The organism is Bradyrhizobium sp. UFLA05-109 (assembly GCF_054185165.1).
This window is the reverse complement of sequence record NZ_JBBIAR010000003.1, coordinates 139,803-159,011: the sequence shown is the minus strand read 5'-3', so window position 1 is coordinate 159,011 and position 19,209 is coordinate 139,803. Positions and strand designations below refer to the sequence as shown.

Sequence of the window (19,209 nt, the reverse complement as noted above, 5' to 3'; positions counted from 1 at the left end):
TTCGCCGCCTGCTTCAGTTCGGTGACCTCATCGCTCGCCTTTGTCGCGAGCGCCGTCTGAGTCTCGACATCGCGTCGCGCGGCCGCGAGCGCCTGCTCCAGCTGGTTGGTCCGGTCCCGCTCCTGTTGCAGGGATTTCTGCAACTCCATGGAGCCGCCCGTCGCCGCCTGCTTCAGCTCGGTGACCTCGTTGCTCGCCTTTGCTGCGAGCGCTGTCTGAGTCTCGAGATCGCGTTGCGCGGCCGCAAGCGCCTGCTCCAGCTGTTCGGCGCGGTCGTGTTCCTGTTCGAAGTGCTGCAGCAGCTCGATATCGCGTCGCGCGAGGGTGAGGTCACGGAGCAGCGACTCCGGTCCGCGAAGTTCCAATTCGGGAGGCTGCTCGAGTCCTCCTTTATCGATCGTCGTTGCTTGCGCGACCTGCATGGATTTGTCAGTGTCGTCGCGGTGCAGCGGCGACGCCACAAACTCAATACGACCCGCCATTCTGCGAAAATCGAGATTGTCGGAAGCCGTTCCGTATCTTGCGTCCGCCTGGTGCCGCGCTCGATCGGGGGACGCATGCGTGTCCAACGTGCCCCCAATCAAGAGCACAGCGGCCGTCATCCACGGGAGCGTGGATCGTCCCAGCGTAGGCAGGTAACCCTGCGGCCCATTTGCAATGATCCGTCGCATGGTAATGTGCTTGTTACAGATGTGTCATTATGCGCACGGCCTGTGAGCGAATCCTATAACTCGCATGGAGGACCTGCTTACCCCTTTCTGGTTAGAGTGGTGGACAATCAACGGAGACGTGAGGCGCTCAAGGTTTGCGACGAGTGGTTTCGTGATTTGAGCTCGGGGTCTTCGCAGGCCTCGCGCCGAGATCCGCCATCGAATGGCTCCTTGCGATCGACGTCGCCGAGCTTTGCCGGGAAGGCTTGTGGCCGTTCGCTTCCTTTCTCCCGTGCAGCTATTAGTCGATACGCTGCTTGCGGCGGGGCAAACTGACGAAAAAGAGGTAATGCGCCCGCTTTGGTGTGACGGTGCCCTCATATGTTATCGTATGCTGAATTTGCTCCGATCCGTTGGATTGGCCCGGCTCGGCGGGAGCGGGCGAGGAGCAGCAGAATTGTTCACTGCGAGCAAGGCCGAAATGCCACCAAAACGCCTCCTCAGGACTGCCGCTTGGGCTTCCTTGTTTTTTATTGCCTACGCCACCCTGTCTCCTCTTCGAGATAGGCCAACTTTGCTGATCTCCGCGAATGTTGAACATGTCGCGGCGTTCATGGTTTTCGGCGCGCTCTTCTGCCTGGCTTATCCAAGACGTATCCCTGCCGTCCTGATCTTTGTACTCGCCACGGCGGTCTCGCTTGAAGTTCTGCAATTGCTTACGCCGGATCGCCACGCGCGAGTCCTTGATGGAGTCCAAAAGATTGCAGGTGGCGTCTTGGGCGTCTTTGCCGGTCGCGCTATTCTGTATCTCGAGCGAGCCCGTTCTTGGCCCGATCCGTAACGCGTGTCCTTATTGCGTCATTTGGCGTGTACTATTCGCCTTTGTGCGATTGAGCAGCGGCGCGTTCGATGTCAATTTTGAGCAATTGAGAACGGCGGGACTTTCTACGCCCCTGGCCTCAGATGGGCAGGAGCACGAATTCCGAATACAGCCTGTCGAGGTCGCCGGCCGGGAGCAGCGGGGAACGGTAGCAGGTTTGCATCGGGAGCAGCAGGCCCCGTGGGCGGACCGGAAAGAGCCGCGCCTCGGCAACGAGCGCCGCGGTCCGTTGCCGGCGCAGGATCGCCAGCTTGACACGTTCGAGATGCCGCGCCAGCAGCTCGGGGGCACTGCAATACAGAATGTCCGAATACGGGATCCGCGCTGGCAGAGCCCGTCGCCGTCGCTTCGAAGCGAGACGGCGCTTCACCACCAAATAGGCATGGTCGGGCCCGTCGCTGACGGTGAGCTGGAGGCAATCATATCGCGCATGATCGTCAAAGATCTGTCGTTGCTCGCTGGTCAGCCGCTCGCGGATCGCGGCCTGATCGAAGCTGATGACCGGCCGGGTCGACCCGAACAGCGTCTCGGGCTGTAGTAATGGCGGCATGACGATCCTGTGCGCGCCCAACGGCATGAAATCTTGCGCCGCGAGGACAGCCCAGGAGGTCGGCGAGGGGGTGAAGGCCGTGTAGGTGATGCTCTCGTCCTCTAGCACGGCAGCCAGCAGTGCCATGCCCCAGCCGCGGTACTTCGGGTGCACGGACCAGGAGGAGACGTTGCAGACCAGGGCTGCCTCGCCGTTTACCTGTCGCGGGGCGGCAATGGTGGCGATGAAGCCGACGATTGCGTTTCCGTCGATGAGCACGAAACCGGGCCCATGATCGGACCAGTTGTGGTCGAACAGCTGACGCCAGGTGGCTGCTTTGAGTCCCGACTCGCAAAAGGTTTCCTCGAGGAAGCGGCAGACCGGATCGCGGTCCGCCGGATCCATGGCACGGAGATGCGGGCCCGGCTGACCAGCCTGCTGCGCAGACATGGCCTCCACGCCCATGGACAGAGCCGTAGCCAGGCCTTCGATCGATGGCGCCGACAGCAAGACCGAGAGGGGCAGGGGGTGTCCAGCATAGTCCTCGATCTCGAGCAGAAGGTTCACCAGTGCGAGTGAATCGGCGCCGAAGCCAATGAGACTATCGGACCAGCCGATGTGCGAGACGCCAAGCACGCGCTCGCAAATCGCCTGCAACTCGCGCCGTAGTCGGTCGCCGGCCGGGATTGCCGCACGGCCCAGTGCCGACCTCGGCGGTGCCTTGATGGCTGCGTGAGGCGACCGGAGAACCGGATGCTTGGCGATGACATCGAGGCACTCCGGGTTCTGTAGTGCACTACGGTTTTGTGCAGGCCGGCCATTTACCGCATCGCGCGCCGCAGCCTCGGACCGCTTGCCATTGAAGGTGACGGGCACCGCCGCGACCTGTGCGATGCGCGCCGGCACGAACGCCGGGCTGCCGCAGCGTGCCAGCTCCGAGCGGATGTGCTTCGCCAGCGCGTCGTCGAGAATCAGGCCTCCGCGTAGCACGACAAGGAGAACCATGCGCGAGCCGCCGGGCTCCTCCTTAGCCTGCTGCTCGACCGCCATCGCCTCGAGGATTTCCTCGATGTCACCGAGGATGCGGTAGATCTCCGCGGTGCCGATGCGGATGCCGCGCACATTGAGCACCCCGTCGGAGCGGCCATGCAGCCGCCAACCGCAATGCGGCGTAGTCTCGATCAGGTCGCCGTGCGTCCAGAAGCCGGGGTTCTGGGCAAAATAGGCGGCATGGAAGCGAGTGCCGTCGGCATCGCCATGAAAGCCAAGGGGTCGTGAGGGAAAAGGGTTGGCACAGACCAGCTCACCAATCGGCGCCCTGGGATCGTCAGATGGTGGCAGTGAGCGGACATCGAGGCCGAGGCTGCGGCACTGTGCTTCGCCGCGTTGGACGGGCAAGTTCGGATTCCCAAGTACAAAGCAGCCGATGATGTCGGTGCCGCCCGAGATCGACTGCAGCGGCATCGCCGCCTTCACCTGGTCACGGACCCAGTCGTACTGGCGGGCATACAGGATGGATCCGGTGGAGAGCACCGCTCGCAGGGCGGAAAAGTCGAACACACGGCCCGGGGCGAAGCCAGCGTTCTCGCAAAAATGCAGATAGGCAGGATTGGTGCCGAACACGGTCACGGATTCCTCGGCAACGATCCGCCAGAAGGTGTCCGGCCCTTCGAGCGGCCCATCGTAGAGCACGAGCTCCACGCCGGAGGCGAGTGCCGAGAGCTGCCAGTTCCACATCATCCAGCCGCAGGAGGTCTGGAAGAACAGCTTGTCGCCCCGCCCGAGATCGCAATGCAGCCGGTGCTCCTTCACATGCTCCAGCAGGGTGCCGCCGGCGCCGTGCTGGATGCACTTCGGCGCGCCCGTGGTGCCGGAGGAGAACATCGTGAACAGCGGCTGGTTGAACGGATGACGCAGCCATTCGAAGCTGTCCTCGCTGCCAGCGGCGTCGCGGAGCAGGTCGTCAAGCCGGTGCAGAGGCACAGTCTGCTCGCCGGCGGGAAGTGAGCCGCTATCCAGCGCGATGATTGCGGCGAGGCTCTGCAGGCCGGCTGCAGCACCAGCAACGCGCTCTGCGACGGGGACGCCCTGATCCCAAAGTTCCGCCCGGAGGCAGCCGAACAGCACCACGGGCTCGAGAGGGGCGAACCGCGCGAGGATGGCGGGCACGCCCATATCGGGTGCGCAGCTGGCGAAGGTCGCGCCAATGGCAGCGGTAGCCAGGGCGGCAATGACTGCTTCGGCGTTGTTGCGTGCGATCGCCGCAACATGGTCACCTGCACGCACACCCAGTCGCTGTAGCGACGTGGCCAGGCGGGCGACGGCGACGCGCAGTTCGCCCCGGGTGAACCGGTCGCGGCTGCCGCCAGCGTGATAGGCCATAAGGGCCGGCTGATCGGGACTGCCGGCGAGGAGGCACTCGGCATAGTTGAGGCGGAGATCCGGGAAGAAGCGGGCGGTCTCGCAGGCATCGCCGACACAGACCGGGTCGAGCGTACCGTCGCGAGGCAGATCGGACCACTCCAGGAAGAGGCGCCAGAAGCTTCGGAACTCTGCCACCGAGAATCGGTCCATCGCAGCATGATCGGGCAGGGATCGCCCGGTCCGGACCTCACACCATCGCCTGAAGGCGGTCAGTTGCGAATGCGCGACAGTCTGGTCATCCGGCCAGAACACCACGTCCTCCGACAGCGACTTGGTCGGCATCCGCAAAGCGGTCAAGACGATTCTCCTTTGCCGTCAAGAGATATTGTCTGTCGTCAAGAGATCCTGACTTTTCAGACTGCGGCAGTCGTCCCCGGGAATGTCCTCGCTGACGGCACGCGCGGAGCACTCGGTCTTGTTGCATCGGGAGGAATCTCTTATCGTGAGCAGGGGATGTGAAGACGTTATTCCTGACTACTCACGGAAGTAATGGTGCGACTGACAGCCTGTGCACCATCCGAGTTCAGAACTCCGGACCATCGGCCGGGTGGTTCTGCTTCTCCCGCATTTTCTCCAGACGCGATGCGATTCCTCCAGAAAACGAACGAACGGAAGCCCTCGGGCGGTCGAAGGTTGCTCATCAACTAGGCATTGATCCGGTTGTCATCGCAATTGCCCAATAGCGAACGCTGTATCTTTCGATGTACTTCTTAAGGGCTATTCACGGCTGTGAGCCGACTCTTGAAAAGAGGAATACCGAAAGGGACGAAGCGCGATTGGTCGAGATCGACGTCGTGCTGTTTGTAGATCGCTTCCTGCCGCTACTGGGCAGCCCGCGGCACAGTTGGCTAATGCAATCTGGGCGAGAAGCACTTCGGTCGGAAGGCCGCTCTCGATCGGATGGACGGATCTGATCAACGTGAATTACGTGCGTCAAGTTCAGTTAATTGATCATGCGGTCCAGTAGCGTGGTCGGCGCGAAGCCGTTGTCGTAGCGCCTGCATGACATCGACGATACCGCTCATTCCCGCCATGAAGACTGATCGACTGTAAACGCCGATCCTAGGAAGTGCGAAGCGATTCACGTTGCGATCGTACAATTGCCCTTGTCGTGTCGTCACCGCCGATTGAAAACCCACGTCGTTCGCCAGATGCTCTTCGCGAGGACCGCACGCCCTGACGGAGCCATACGGATATGCAAGGTGCCGAACGGACAATTGGAGGAGATTCTCCAGATAGTGGCGGTTATCTGCCAATTCGGCTCTCGCCGAGGACGTATCCAGGTTCGCAAGCGCTGCGTGCGAGCTCGTGTGGCCGCCGATTGACGCGAGCGGATGACGTGCAAGAAGGCGGAGCTCGCGCTCGTCCAGGAAATAGGCGTTATTCAATTCCGTGAGCGAAATCCCATTCTGTTCGAAGGTCGGCGCGAGCATTGCACCCCGCCGGTAATCTTCGTGAACCCACTGGGTCACCTCCGTGAAGGCCAACATTTTGCTCCGAATGTCGGAACACTGGAACTGGCGGCCCAGCGCATCGATTGTAATCTTGTCTTTCGAGAGAATTAATCGACGCAAACCCAACCACCACGACTGCATGGATCGTGTTGGGGCACCAGTCGGCACGTACATCGTGAACGGGGCGTTATGTCGCTCCAGGATTGGAAGGGCTACGGAGACATTATCCCGGTATCCGTCGTCGAAAGTCAGAACCGCATAACGGCCGGACCGATCATTGCTTGCCAGCTTCTGAAGACATTCGTCCATGCTGACAATGGACCAACCTTGTCGTCGCAACCAATCAAGTGAAAACTCAAAGAGCGAAACCGAGGTCCCGGTCATCAGTTCCGATGCGCAGTCCCGCTGAATCTCATGGAAACATATAATGGCTGCTCTACCGGCGAACCGGACGCGACAAAAAGGCAGTCGTCCGAGCTGACCCGCGCCGTAGAACAGGCTGCTTTTGAAAATTTTGTTCACCCGGAAGCCTTCTCGGCGGCAGGAGCCTGATCACCCAATCCACTCGCATCTCGCCTCAGCGAGACAGCCTTCATGAGCGCCTGTGCGCCCGCGTGAACGCCGTTCAGGTTGGCCTCAAATGACATTCGCGCCTCGGAGTGGCAGCCGACGCCGATGCGAGGCAAGGCGAAACGATCGAGGCTCCCGTTGGCCAAGTGGCCTTTCCGCGTCGTCACCGCTGTTGAAAAGCCGCCTTGTTCGGCAAGGCGATATTCGCGAGGCCCGCATGCGCCGGCGCTCCCATAGGGATAAGCCAGGTGACGAACCGGTCGTTCGAGGAGGGTCTCGAGGTATATGCGATTGTCTTCCAGTTCCGCTCGCGCGGAGGACGTGTCGAGGGTAGCGAGTGCCGCATGCGACGCGGTGTGCGCCCCAATTGACGCCAGAGGATGGCGGGAGAGCGCTTGCAGTTCTCGCTCGTCGAGAAAATACGCATCGTTCAAAGCAGAAAGTGAAATACCGTACTTGCGGAATGTTGGTTCAAGCAATGCGGAACGGCGATAGTCCCCGTGAACCCACTGGATTGCCGTTTTCAATCCTGCTCGCTTGCTGTGAAAGTCCGGGCAAGCAAAGCTCCTTTCCATCGCATCGATGGTGACCCGGTCCTCTCGGCGAAAGAGTTCCCGCAGGCCGATCCACCAAGACTTCATGGCGCGAGTTGGGGCACCCGTAGGTACGTAAACCGTAAATGGCGCCTTGCGCTGCTCCATGAGCGGAAGCGCCACGGAGAGCACGTCTCGATATCCATCATCGAACGTCAGCACTGCGTACCTTGGCGCTTTCGGTTCGTTCCGTGAAAGCGCCTGCAAACATTCATCAAGGCTGACGATTTTCCATCCTTGCTGCTGGAGCCAATCGAGCGAATGTCGGAAGAGATCTACCGACGTGCCCGTCATCAGTTCATGGCGGAAATCCCGCTGTATTTCATGGAACATGACAATGACCGCTCGTCCGGCGAATATTCGGCGGAACACCGGCATGAGTCCCATCCAATGAATCCCGTGTAGGATTCCGTCTGTCGCGAGCTGCCTCATTTGGCTCTTACGAGACCTCCACAAGCGATCGAGTCAGGGGGCAGGGCATCCGCGGATCTCTCGACCTATGCTACGATCGTACCCGGAAAAAGGGACCGGGTCCGCGGCGAGACCGTCCGCATCAGTGTGGGCCGTCGCGCCGGCTCGACTCCAGTACGGCACCGCCCCGATTGGCGTTTGGCGAGTCTCTCAGATCGAATGCCTTTTCGTAGGCGCTTAGAAGGTGTGCGGCCTCGTGGTCCCAGGCGAGTTCGTTGTGGATTCTCTTTTGACCGAACGCGCCCATATGAGCACGCCGCATCGGATCATCCAGAAGTTCAAGTATCTTGTCACCGAACTCCGCAGTGTCGGTATTCGATACATAAAGGGATGCCTCGCCCGCCGAAACGCGCCCTTCGGTGAGGTCGAATTGGACGATAGGCCGCCCTAAGGCCATGTACTCCATGGTCTTGTTCATGGTCGATTTATCGTTCATCGGGTTGGGGCGATCCGGATCCACGCAGACGTCTGCCGTCGAAAGTATTGTGAACAGCGTCGCATCATCGACACGGCCAGTGAACGTCACGAATTCATCCAGCTCAAAGGCCGTCGCGAGTCTCCTGACTTCCTCCAGTTCAGGGCCGCTCCCGACAATGACGAACTGAACATCATCGCGGTTTCGTTGGCTGCGGATGTGCCTGATCGATTCAAGCAGCAGATCGATCCCCTCCGGCCTTGCAATAACGCCCACATATGCGACGAGAAATTTCCGGCCTTTCTTCCAGGAAGGATCCGGTGGAAGTGACCGTACGCGCGAAAGGTTCGGACCGGAGCGTACAACGAACACGCGGTCCGGATTCATTCGTCCCCGTTCAATTGCGATTTTTCGGAAAGAATTATTTGTCGCTATCGATACGTCCGATAATGCAAATGTAAGACGCTCAAGGAGAACCAGGACCCGCCAGAGAAAGCCGCGGCGTCCAAATTTTGCCTCATAGAATTCCGGATTGATATCGTGTTGATCGTAGATGAAAGACTTGCCAAACAGAAATTTGTGAAATGCGCCAACGACGAAAATGAGATCCGGCGGATTGCAAGCGTGAATGACGTCAAACCCGCGCGTTGCTAGAATTCTTAAACTCAGCACGAGCTCCCAAAACAACGCCGCGCTGTACTCGGCCACATAGTTCAGCACGCCGCGCCCTTCTCCCGGCAACCAGTGGCGATAGACGGCAATTCCCTCGATGATCTCAAACGAGGCCGTGGCGCCAGGTCCCTTGGGACAAATGACGGACACTTCATAGCCATGCCGAGCCAGTGTGGTGGCCTCCGACCAGACGCGGCGATCGAAGGGCACTGGAAGGTTTTCGACGATGATAAGCACCCGGCGCCGAACCGATCGGTCTATCGCCGTGTAGGGAATCGATGCAGTCGAGCCTGCAGAGGTAGTCTCTGAAACCGCCCATTCGCGGAGTTCGCTCGCGACGCCGATCGACCCGGGTGGTTTCGCCTTACCCGCTTGACCAAGGTCGCGGGCGCCGCGCTCGTCATGAAAGCGTATTGACATCGATGACTCGTCCAGTGCGCAACGACATGCTCTTCGCCCATCCTCTGGTATCGACCACAAGATCGAACTGCTCCGACTCGGCGGTTGATTTTGGAACTAGCAACTTGCGGAGCGCGGGCAGATTTGAGAACGCATAGCCAAGGTTCTGACCCAGCAATTTCGATGGCTCTACGTGAGGATCGTAGATCGAGAGGTCGATGTGCGACTGTAGGAATTTACGGGCCAGATCGATATTAGGACTCTCGCGAAGATCGTCGCTGGCTTCCTTGAAGGCAAGACCCAGCATAAGCACGTGGCCGCCCGGCGGGATTGACCTCACGCAATTCTCAAACAGGAAATTCTTGTGCGCATCATTCGATCTGAGAAGCGCATCCACAACGTGAGTATGCGCCCCTACGTCACTTGCGATGTATTGGAGCGCACGAACGTCTTTCGGCAAGCATGAGCCGCCGAATGCTCCGCCTGGCCTCAGGTAATATGGCGATATGTTGAGCTTCGTGTCCGAGATGAATATCTTGTGAACCATCGCGGCACTGATGCCCAGCTTATCGCAAACGCGCCCCACTTCGTTGGCAAAAGCAACCTTCACGGCATGAAACGTATTATCGACGAATTTGGTCAACTCTGCCGCACGATAAGTCGTGTAGAAGACGGGCGCTTCGATTCTTGCGTTCAACTCGTCAAGAGCAGCGCACCGCCCGCCATCCTTCGTCCCAATCACGATCTTCGGTGGATGGAAGAAGTCCTCGACCGCTACGGATTCGCGCAGGAATTCGGGATTGTAGACGAGTTCGACCAGCCCCATCCTGTGTTTCAACGCGTTCTCGAAAATCGGGAGAACCAGCTCCTCGAGCGTGCCGGGCCTCACCGTGGAGCGGAAGACGACCGTCAACGTCGTTGTTCGGGCCGGGCCGACCAGCGCCGCGATCTGGTGGGACACTTCAACGATGAAGCTCATGTTGTGGGAGCCGTCCGGAGCACTGGGCGTTCCCACGCACACGATGGCCATTGCGCAACCGTCGAGATGTTCGCTCGCATCCTTCGTCGCGCTCAACAAGCCTTTGCGGACGGCGCGCCCGACGAGCTCATCGAGACCAGGCTCCGTGATTGGCGACCTGCCCTCGTTGACGATCGCCACCTTTTCATCGCTCACGTCGACGCCGATGACTTCGTGGCCGTCCCTTGTGAGGCAAGCGGCCGCCGTCATGCCGACGTAACCAAGTCCGAACACTGCTATTTTCATCCCGGCACAATAGCCGCGAGTCGCGCCGCGCAAGCGTCAGCAAAAGGGGTGCTAACGCAGGCGGAGTGGCTACCCAATTGTGGGTACCCGAGATTGAATTGGTCCTCGAGGCCATATCGGGCCGCGAGCGACAGCAGAAGTTGAGCTGCCTGCGAGCGCCGGACCTGAACTCCCCATGCGCCGTTTGAACAGACCCAGGAATGGTGTAGCCCGGCCTTCCAGAGCGTGCTCCTGGCTATGAGGGGAGCTCAAGCTGTGCGGATATTAGCATGGCCATACGGGGACTACCGATCCGCTTGAACTTCGAATGTCGCTGGATCGCTTCGAGTCCCGCTCTGGGACGTTTCTCCGCATCCGAGGGCAGGGCGACGTTGCCCAGTTCGGCGGTCGAGTGCGCAAACGTTAACGCGAAGGCAGCCTGCGGCGCGGCTCCGAAACGGCGGATTGCATCACTCTTGGGGCAGATCCGACCGCGTGGTGGTTACCCGCAGATCCTTGTAGACCGCCGCCATCGGTGCGGTGCTCCCGCGCGCGCGGTAAATGCCTTCCTTCCAATAGTATGTCTCGCTGCGCCCATATCCGATCAGGCCTTGGTAGCGCACAAGCTGTACGCCGTCCCGCGAAACACTGAGGGCTCCGTTCTTCTTGTCGTCAAACCTCACCTGAATGCTCATGGAATAATATCGCCCCCGTTGAATGGGGTTCGGATCTCGATAAGCTACCAACCCGGTTTTGGGCACATTTCGGATGATGATTTGCATATGTTCGCCAGTCAGCGCTACGGCGAATGGAGGCGGACCGCTTGCATTGGTTTGATGAAATTGACCGATGACAAGCCATGGTGAGGTATTTTCTGCCCCGGTTTCGATCATAAATTCGTAAGATACATTTATGGTGATGCCGGATTCGAACCGAGGTTCGAGCTCGATTTCAGAGCGCTCGGCCCCATCGTTGTCCAAAAGATCGCTCCAGCCGGAATTGCTCCAATGATCGCCAGGGCGGACCTCAAACCGGAACGCGTGGTTCTCCGGCGAGGTCAGGCTCCACATCTGGTTTGCATTCTGGACTTGGCCGCTGGTTCCACCGATCTCTATGATTGAGTCATTGGCGCCGGAGAACAAGCCGCGCTCCGTTTCCATCTCACCTACCGGAGCTCGCGGCACTTCGTCCGTGCCAGCCGCAATATTCATCGCGGCCGAGCTGCGAGCACCTCCCGAAAGAGTACCGCTTGGCAAGGTGACGCTGCCCCGGCTGTCTGCTGCCACCAAGCCCCCGAGTGCGAAGAATGATGACGAAGTGAGCACGAGCAACGATGGCAGCCTGCGCTGTCCTATCCTGGTTCGTCGACGTAATTGATGTAGCCACATTCCGCTGTCGCGCATAGCTAACCCGCATGTTGCAACAAAGGTCTCGGTCCGCCTCTCAAAGCTCGCGTGCAAAAACGTCCGTAAAATAGATCTCCCTTGTCTTGAATTCGGGCGGCACACTTAGATGTATCCACGTAGGAGCGTAGGCCCCAAATTTGAGGTAGGGAGCCAGCAGATTGTCGTAACAGTTCGCGCCGTGCCTTTGCAGAATCAGATTGCCGTCCTTCTCGACCTCGATAATCCCGTCCCCACCAAGCGACCACTTGGTACGAAAAATCCAACTGCTCCACTTGCCACGTTCAAATGGCTGCGACCACGCGACGTCATGTCGAATGTCCCCTTTTCGATCGAGCCAGGTTGGAGTTCGCCCCCGAGCCGTTCGGAGAACCCAGGTATCGTCGAGTAAACTCAATTCCAGTGGAGGAGAGAGACCCCACTCACCTTTCCAATTGTCTGGTACGTTATGCATTTGCATCACCGCAACCTCGTGCTTGTCGGACGGCCAGTCCTCCGGCACGAAAATCTTCAATCCGTACTCATACAGGCGGTGAAATTCCGTCGCCTGCAATCGAAATTCGGATCGATGACTCCCCTTAACGAGAGGGTCCTGGAAATTGATCTCGAATCTAACGGCACTCTTGGAACTCCAATTGGGCGCGTCAACGACGACTGCCGACCCGCTGCAGCAAACTTGTTTTGCCAAGCCGTTCCATCGAGAGAAATCGCGGGTCGCAAATTCATCGGATAGGGGGATGCGTCCCATCAGGAAAATGCTCGAATATAGGAAAACGACCTCGGCCGCGCACGCAATTAGCACGCAAAGCACCACGGCTGCGGTTGCCCACTTGACAGAAAAAATCTTGCGCACGCCGTACCTCGACTTTCGGTAGCACTCTTCAAGACGTCAACTTCTCGCCGCCCGCCGCCAAGCAGACACCAGGCGCGGGATATAGGCGCCGATCTCGTATCGCTCCGCATAGTCGCGACGCCCGGCGTCGCCGAGACTTCGACGCAATTCCCCATTCTCGATCAGTCGATCAAGCGCCGCAGCGAGCGCTCCGACATCACCAACCGGCACAAGCAAGCCGTTGCGTTCGTGATCGATAACTTCGGGTACCGCACCAACCGGCGTTGCAATCACCGCCACGCCATAGGCAAAGCCTTCTATGACCACCATCGGGAGGTTCTCCACGAAGGACGGTAGCACCAGGATATCGGTTCTAGAAAGCAACGCCGCCGTTTCGTGGGGGCCAAGCCACCCGGGGAAATCCACTCGATCGGAAATTCCCAGCTGCTGGGCATGGGATCGACTTTGATCCAAGCTTCCATTTCCGGCTATCGTGGCCGACCAACCCGCGCGGGATGATAATTTTCCGAGCGCGTCAATGAGTTGCGGAACGCCCTTCTCCGGTCGGACCTGACCAAGAAAGGTGATCTGGATCGGCTCGCCGTCCGCCCGGTCTCGCTTTGGCCCGTCCAGTACAGTCGTCGCGTTCGGAAGAACTATGATTTTGCCCTTCACGTCAGGCACCCGATCCACAACAAGGCGCGCCCAACACTGCCCTAGAACTATAATCGCTGCACTCTCCATGAAGAGTCGGTCGATCCTCCGAGACACATATGCCCCAGAGCCCGTCCAAAAACGTCCGAACCGACCGCTATGAAGATGCACGACGTAGGGGATCCCCAAGTGCCGCGCGATCGCCGCGATGAAGAGTTTGCGGTATACGCCAGCGCGCCACGAGAGTTGGAGGTGCACCACGTCAACGTCACGCCGCCAGGCTGCAATCCCAAATTGAACCAATGCCCGGGCAAAGACGAGCGGCCACCACCTCTTCTCTCCCCTGGTCACGAGCCTCGCCGCCTTGACTCCGAGCTCTTTTCGCTGGTCAATGGAGTTAATGATGAGATCCGTCAATCGATCTATTCCCCCTCGGCCATACTGGCCAAAGGGAGTAGCCACCATCACGCGAAGCGTATCGATGGTCGTTTCGACCGTGCCGTTATCCGCCTGAATTCGCGTCCCCTCAGAGTAAGCATCCGGTCTCGTTGAAGTACGTGCGGAGATCGTTACGTGGTGTCCACTGACATCGTGACTCAAACCTCCCTCCATTGCTTTGGCCCCGGCGCAACTCTTTCCACTTTCCGTTTGGGACGACTGCAGCAGTACGTTCATGACGAGATCCCAAGAAAGCGAAACAGATGGGGCCAACCGTTAGACGCAAGATCAGCGCAATGTTGCGGCGTGCAGCTCACTTTCAATGCAGCGCCGCATGAGTGTCGTACCAGCCAGGTATTGCCAAACGGAGATGTTTCTGCAGGCGCCACGAGGCGTTGTACAGGTGCCGGCCGAGGGCGTTCCGCCGCAGGGCTGAGTCATCGCCGAACATTCGATACATCCGAAAGACACGCTCATATTCACTGATCGCGTCCGCCTGCGACAGATACGGCTCCTCGATCTCAGTACCGAACGGGCCCGATGCTCCTCGTGGAAACACGTGTCGTACCGACGCGCCGCCCAGCGATTGTCCCTTATACGACTTGCCGTCTATGGTCTGTTGTTGCACGACTGCAAAGCGCGAGTAGCCGAGCTGGGACAAGACTCCAAATTCTCCGAGCAGGGCCGAAAAATCGGTCTTTGTGGACTCGATCGAGAGATAGTCTGGACGTCCCGTGAACTGCAGTAGCGCCTTGGCACAAATGAGGTCCGCGCCCTCTATGTCGACCTTCATGTAATGAGGGATACCGAATTGAGCGAGGCACTCGGCAAAGTCGATCGCCTGAAGATGTATCACCGAAGAGGTGCTGCCAAGCTGCTGGTTTCGTTCGTCCCAATCCTGGCAGACGGTGCCCCACTGGTCGTTCGTGCTACGATAAAAAGCGACGCTTCCGGACGCTGGCTGGTCAGCGCAGATCACACCCGCAACAATATTCAATTGACCGTCCGAGAGTGCCGCCGGAAAACGTTTTCGGCAGTAATCCACGAGCTGTGGATCAGCCTCGAAACCAACGACGCGATATCCCATCTTCAAGTAAAACTCGGTATCCTCGCCGCGGTTCATTCCGACATCGTAGACCAAATCGGAGTGCTTCGTCTCTGCCATCTCGTCCTCCCCGATCAACGCGTTAGCCACACGATCAGATTGCGGATCCGCAACCACGTGTCAGGTATCATGCTCAATGCCACCTCGCCCTCGTCCCGCCGCATCGGACGCAGGAGGAGAATGCCGCCGATCATCGCAGCGACGCATCCCCCGGCGATAAGCAGCGCCGCGTGATCTGAGCCAGCTCCGATCCATTCTTTGAGGCCGAGCCCGGCCAGAATAGCGAGAAGGCTGATCAAGGCGAATTCGACTATTCGGACGAGATCGATAGCGCTACCCACCGCGTCCTTTCGATAAACGAGCAGGAAAATGCAAAAGCGAGCGAAGCTCTCGATCAAAGGAAACGCGAGTACGCTCCAGATGCCGTATCTTCCGATAGTGAGATAAATTGCGCCGGCCGAGGCCAGGCCCAAGGGAGACAGGAGCAGGAACACCCTCTGCTTGAAATGCAAATTACCTACGATTTCGAAAATTCTGTACGCCGTGTTGATAGCCATCATCGCCGCAAATACCGGCAACACGAAAAAATACTCGGCATATGCCGGCTTCGCAAGGATCCGAACGATCGCTCCGCCGGCGACCGAAGTGGCAATCACGAGGGCGCAACTACAAATGAGATCGAGCTTATAAACAAGCGACAGTGGCGCGAAGAGTTTCTCGCGTGGTGCTCCTCGGGCCACGTTGGCCATCACCATCGGCTCCAGACCCGGAAGCACCAACGTCCCTGGAAGGCCGCGCTGCAATGATCCCAAGAGACTTTGTGCAAATGAAAAGCCGGCCAGGGCGACCAAGTCGAGACCGGTGGCCGCTACGAGCCGCACCACGGACGGGTTCGACACCACCCACGCAAAGTGCGCCAGATAGATCGTTGCGGCGAAACGCGGCGCCTGCCTAACGTCGACCGGCATTGACGTATCCGCGGCGGCACGGCTGCACCACAACGCGGTAACAACTGGCAGGAGAAGTGCCGCAATGGTCACCAATGCCAGCAAGGTAGTGGCGGCGCTGATCACAACAATCAACTCGGCGTTAGCGGCGTAGCCCGCCATCGGAAGCGCGACCACCGCGGCAAAGCGGCTGACGACTTCTACCGTCGTCGCGATTGCCAGCCGGCTGTGAGCGACCCAGGTCTGGGCCAGCGCATCGGCATCAGCGAACAGGCTTGTCGCGATATACCATACGATGAACGCAACACGAGTTGTGGTCGTAAGCCTTTCAGAAGTGAACCAGTCGAGGACGCCGTATTCGACAGCGACGAGGAACAGCGCAATTCCGGCCAGACGCGCCGTCACGATCCCGAGTCCCAGCGCAAGCAATTCGTCGCGTTTCCCGCGCAAGGTCAGATCGGGCACAAACCGATATACCGTTCTTTCGACGCCGAATGACAAGATGTTTTGTGCGAGCATCAGCGCGGCAAGGAGAACGGCATAGGTAGCGTAGTCCGCGACCGGAAGTCTCTTGACGACGAGGATCTGAAATCCGAACGCGAGGATCAGGTTCGCAGCTCTGGCATTGACATGAATGAAGAGCGCGCGTCGAATTAGAGGCTTGACGTAAATCCCATTGTTTGCTCCAGAGGCCAACTCGTGGCTCTCGCCGGCGCTCAATTGACCCTGGCTATACATGGTCAATCTCGGCGAAAGCTGGCGGTCTGGGCGTGAAGGTCCCGCGCTTCGATCCTTGCCCTTGTTGCCAGGCCGGCTGCCAGCGCAAGCAGTGCGACTGCGTTGCACTCGATGATGAGATAGGATTCGATGCAGTTGGCGCCCAGAACGTAGATGACAACGATAAAGGGAAACCCGCTCAAAGGACCGAGGTGAGCAGGAGGATTGACAACGAGCCGTCCCGTTGTCGTCAACAGCCAAATTATGACAGCCAGGAGGATAGCAAGCCCCACACTGCCGAAGGCCATCAACACCTCAAGATACCCGTTGTGGCAGTGTGCATAGACGTTTCCCGTCGCGGCCAAAACTTGGGGTTGGATCTCGTCGCGAAAGCCGGCAGCATAGCCATATCCAAGAAAGGGACGCTCCTGCGCCAAGACGACCAACGTGTCCCACAGGGGGACCCGACCCGTTAGATCTGCTTGCTTGTTGAGCACGGCGAGCGCCGCGGTAAATATTTTCGGAACCAGGAGGATCAGGGGCAGCGCGGTCGCGAGCAACGAGAGCAGCACCGTGCGACGGCGGCGAGCCGATCTTATCCTGGTCAATCGCTGCGTACCCAGCAGTGCCAAAGGAAAGATCGCGGCCGTCAGGAAGCCGCCACCGGAGCCAGCTTTGATGATACACGCAAGTGAAAGAACCACTATCGCGTAGCGAAGGATGCGCGACGACCAGATGAGGCTTCCGTAGCAGATCAGCAAACCTATGCTGACGCCGGCGACGTGCCCCAATGCAGTTCGGTGGGAAAACACGCCGCGCCAATGTCCGGCGTGCACCGATTGGAAAAAATCCGAGGCATTGTGCACCCCGTAATGCGGAAAGATAAACACATAGACGATGCTGAGCAAGATTATGAAAGACAGGACACGGCCCAACAGGCGCACGGCGTCCTGGGTATTCAATACTGTCGCGACCAAAAACCCGATCAGCACCGATCCGGTGAACGCAACGCCCTTTCGAAGCGTATAGCCGGGATCCGGAGACCAAAGCATGGATGTGAACGCCAGGGCCGGCATCAGGAAAATGGGCCAAGTGCCGCGCAGCATTTCGCCTGCTCGTCGTGAGCAAAGGAGCAGTCCGGCAGACCCAACCATGATCAATCCGATCAGGATCTGGACGATCGAGGACGCAGTCTCCGTGTCGGTAGGGACACTTGGATCATTTCCGGACAACTGCATTCGGAACGCGCCGAACTCGAATAGCAGACCGGCTGCGAGGAGGACGATGAGAAGTTGATGGGCCGGCGGACTGGCGAGACGGCGGGAAACGTCCCCAGCGTGGGTCGGCCACCCGTCCGCACGGACGTCGACGGTTATGTTCGGAGTTGCCGGCGTCACTGCGGTGTCACCCGAACGAGTTTCGAATAGACGGAGTTGATCAAGTTGGCATGAACTGCGTACGATCGGTGATCAGCAATCCAAGGCGGCCCTCGCATAGCCATGGATTCGGCGGCGGCCTTGTTCGAAAGCAGGATGGCGATTGCTTCGGCGAAGCCTTCGGGCGAAAGGTCGCTAATCAATCCCGCTCCACTCGCTTCCAGGACTTCGCGCTGGTCGGGATGATCGTTCGCGACGACCGGCCGGCCCATTGCCAGATACTCAACCAACTTGGTCGGGGTCCCGACGACCAATAGCGGGCTGGGTGGGCACGGCGACAGACATACATCCGCACGCCGGACATAGCTGAGCGCAAGTGCCAGGGCGAGATGGCCGGTGAAGATCAGGCGATCGGATACCCCTTCCTCCCTGGCAATGTCGAGCAATGCGTCACGATCTGCCGGTCGCGTGTCGCCGAGCAGCACGAGAATGGCGTCATGGCCTTTCCGCACCACCGCGCCGAGCGCCCGAACGATGACATCGATCCGGCGTCCCGGCGCGCTTGAACCCATGTAGAGGAGGACATTCCTTCCGGCCAGGCGCCGGTCATCGATCGGTGCTATCCTCGACGGGTTGAAACGATCAACCGAAACTCCCATCGGAACTGGCGTTATCTTTTGCGCAGGAACTCCTCGCTCAACCAGGGCGGCTTTCATTCGCACGCTCTGGGCGAAAATGTGATCCGCGGCTTGGAGAACGATGCGGTAGAGGATCGGCCGCCCCACCGCGACATAGGCCCGCATCGCCAACCGACGCCAGGTCGGAATGGCTTCGCTCGGATCGCGAGCCCGGTCGAGCATCCCCTCGAGCATCGGCCAAGACATCCAGTACACGAATGGGCGACCGGCCATTTTCGCCAGCACGAGAAACAGAAGGGAAGATGTCGATCGGTCCCGAGCCTGCACAATATCGTAGTCGCCGCGCAGAATCGCGGCGGCGACCCTTCCGATGAGCCCCAGAGCCACCAGCCGAGCGCCGAACGATCCGGTCCCGAGCACGAAAGTGCGCTCGCCCGGCGGGGAAATCACAATCTCGGACTGACCGCGGTCACCTCTGGGCATCAACCAGTCGATGCTGTATCCCGCACTTACCAGCCAGTGTGAAAACAGCTCGGTCACGTCCACTCGGAATGGGGGATAACGGTCCTTAACAACACACAATAGTCGGTGGTTCGACCTGAAGGCGCAGTCACGAACTGTCTTTTCACTGGATACGGAAGAGGAGCTGACTTTCTGGACGCCCTCTTTCGATGGCGTGTTGAGTCCGATGTCAAGCTCCGCAAATCGGCCCTCGTCGGGACGATGGTCGCGATATTGCGTCTTGGTACATAGGCTCATCGGACAGCACCTGCTTTGCCGTGTTTGCACGAGCAATCGG

13 protein-coding genes and 1 pseudogene are annotated in these 19,209 nt (G+C 59.1%); 1 reads left to right on the top strand and 13 read right to left on the bottom strand.

Annotated elements, in window-relative coordinates; translation table 11 throughout:
- Nucleotides 1-482: pseudogene (locus tag Q3C01_RS03210) on the bottom strand (hypothetical protein); the annotation flags it as partial.
- A gap of 391 nt (nucleotides 483-873) precedes the next feature.
- Here Q3C01_RS03210 and Q3C01_RS44945 point away from each other — a divergent pair.
- Entirely contained in the window at nucleotides 874-1,491 is a 618-nt protein-coding gene (locus Q3C01_RS44945; RefSeq protein ID WP_479684009.1) for a VanZ family protein, read from the top strand.
- A 118-nt stretch (nucleotides 1,492-1,609) separates the two neighbouring features.
- Here Q3C01_RS44945 and Q3C01_RS03195 read toward each other — a convergent pair whose 3' ends face one another.
- The 12 genes from Q3C01_RS03195 to Q3C01_RS03140 all read right to left on the bottom strand — a co-directional run bounded on the left by Q3C01_RS03195 (nucleotide 1,610) and on the right by Q3C01_RS03140 (nucleotide 19,169).
- Nucleotides 1,610-4,765, bottom strand: coding sequence for an acetoacetate--CoA ligase (locus Q3C01_RS03195; RefSeq protein WP_458143829.1), 3,156 nt, complete (start codon nucleotides 4,763-4,765; stop codon nucleotides 1,610-1,612).
- Nucleotides 4,766-5,397: 632 nt separating this feature from the next.
- The gene (locus tag Q3C01_RS03190; RefSeq protein ID WP_458143732.1) at nucleotides 5,398-6,459 is read right to left on the bottom strand and encodes a polysaccharide deacetylase family protein; all 1,062 of its coding nucleotides are present in this window, start codon (nucleotides 6,457-6,459) and stop codon (nucleotides 5,398-5,400) included.
- Nucleotides 6,456-7,478: a polysaccharide deacetylase family protein gene (locus Q3C01_RS03185; protein WP_458143730.1), complete on the bottom strand. Its 1,023-nt coding sequence runs from the start codon at nucleotides 7,476-7,478 to the stop codon at nucleotides 6,456-6,458. Before Q3C01_RS03185 ends, Q3C01_RS03190 begins: the two co-directional genes overlap by 4 nt.
- A 175-nt stretch (nucleotides 7,479-7,653) precedes the next feature.
- Entirely contained in the window at nucleotides 7,654-9,078 is a 1,425-nt protein-coding gene (locus Q3C01_RS03180) for a glycosyltransferase family 4 protein (protein ID WP_458143728.1), read from the bottom strand.
- Nucleotides 9,059-10,309: a nucleotide sugar dehydrogenase gene (locus Q3C01_RS03175; RefSeq protein ID WP_458143727.1), complete on the bottom strand. Its 1,251-nt coding sequence runs from the start codon at nucleotides 10,307-10,309 to the stop codon at nucleotides 9,059-9,061. Before Q3C01_RS03175 ends, Q3C01_RS03180 begins: the two co-directional genes overlap by 20 nt.
- 461 nt (nucleotides 10,310-10,770) lie before the next feature.
- Entirely contained in the window at nucleotides 10,771-11,586 is an 816-nt protein-coding gene (locus Q3C01_RS03170; RefSeq protein WP_458143725.1) for a heparin lyase I family protein, read from the bottom strand.
- 157 nt (nucleotides 11,587-11,743) lie between these two features.
- The gene (locus tag Q3C01_RS03165; RefSeq protein WP_458143723.1) at nucleotides 11,744-12,556 is read right to left on the bottom strand and encodes a polysaccharide lyase family 20 protein; all 813 of its coding nucleotides are present in this window, start codon (nucleotides 12,554-12,556) and stop codon (nucleotides 11,744-11,746) included.
- A 36-nt stretch (nucleotides 12,557-12,592) separates the two neighbouring features.
- Entirely contained in the window at nucleotides 12,593-13,864 is a 1,272-nt protein-coding gene (locus tag Q3C01_RS03160; RefSeq protein WP_458143722.1) for a glycosyltransferase family 4 protein, read from the bottom strand.
- A gap of 82 nt (nucleotides 13,865-13,946) precedes the next feature.
- Nucleotides 13,947-14,792 (bottom strand): FkbM family methyltransferase, encoded by an 846-nt coding sequence (locus tag Q3C01_RS03155; RefSeq protein WP_458143720.1) that lies wholly within the window; start codon nucleotides 14,790-14,792, stop codon nucleotides 13,947-13,949.
- A gap of 14 nt (nucleotides 14,793-14,806) precedes the next feature.
- Nucleotides 14,807-16,417: a lipopolysaccharide biosynthesis protein gene (locus Q3C01_RS03150; RefSeq protein ID WP_458143718.1), complete on the bottom strand. Its 1,611-nt coding sequence runs from the start codon at nucleotides 16,415-16,417 to the stop codon at nucleotides 14,807-14,809.
- A 2-nt stretch (nucleotides 16,418-16,419) separates the two neighbouring features.
- Entirely contained in the window at nucleotides 16,420-17,502 is a 1,083-nt protein-coding gene (locus tag Q3C01_RS03145) for an O-antigen ligase family protein (protein ID WP_458143717.1), read from the bottom strand.
- A 287-nt stretch (nucleotides 17,503-17,789) separates the two neighbouring features.
- The gene (locus Q3C01_RS03140) at nucleotides 17,790-19,169 is read right to left on the bottom strand and encodes a glycosyltransferase family 4 protein (RefSeq protein ID WP_458143715.1); all 1,380 of its coding nucleotides are present in this window, start codon (nucleotides 19,167-19,169) and stop codon (nucleotides 17,790-17,792) included.
- Nucleotides 19,170-19,209: the final 40 nt, after the last annotated feature.